At 76.5% G+C, this 469-nt stretch carries 1 protein-coding gene; it reads left to right on the top strand.

Annotation, left to right across the window (positions count from 1 at the left end):
* Positions 1-63: 63 nt before the first annotated feature.
* Positions 64-469 (top strand): regulatory protein RecX (locus PROKR_RS13110; protein ID WP_245605814.1); only part of this gene is annotated, 406 nt, incomplete at its 3' end.

Genomic DNA, 469 nt, shown 5'->3' with positions numbered 1-469 from the left:
GACGGCCGCCGCCCGGGCGGCCGAGGGCGGCGCGGCACCGGCGAACGGGCACCGCGACGCACCGTGGCGGAGCGCCTGGAGGCCGGCGAGATCAGCCGGGACGACGCCGTCGAGAAGACCCGCGAGGTCGTCCTCCGGATCCTGACGGCGGCGCAGAAGTCCCGCCGCGAGCTCGAGCAGTCGCTGGCCCGCAAGGGCTACCCGGAGGACGTCGTCGTCCAGGTGCTCGACCGGTTCGGCGAGGTGGGTCTGGTGGACGACGCGACGTACGCCGAGACCATCGTGCGCACCCGGCATGCCGAGCGCGGGCTGGCCCGTCGCGGCATCGCCGCGGAGCTGCGCCGGCGGGGTATCGACGAGGACACCGCCGTCGAGGCCCTGGACCAGCTCGACCCGGACGACGAGCGGGCCGCGGGCGCGAGGCTCGCCACCAAGCTCGTCGCCCGCACGCGCAGCCTGGAGCGCCAGG

The sequence above is a fragment of the Promicromonospora kroppenstedtii DSM 19349 genome (genome assembly GCF_000515355.1).
GTDB lineage: Bacteria > Actinomycetota > Actinomycetes > Actinomycetales > Cellulomonadaceae > Promicromonospora > Promicromonospora kroppenstedtii.
Note: the sequence above shows the minus strand (reverse complement) of the source record. Positions and strands in the feature narration are given on the sequence as shown.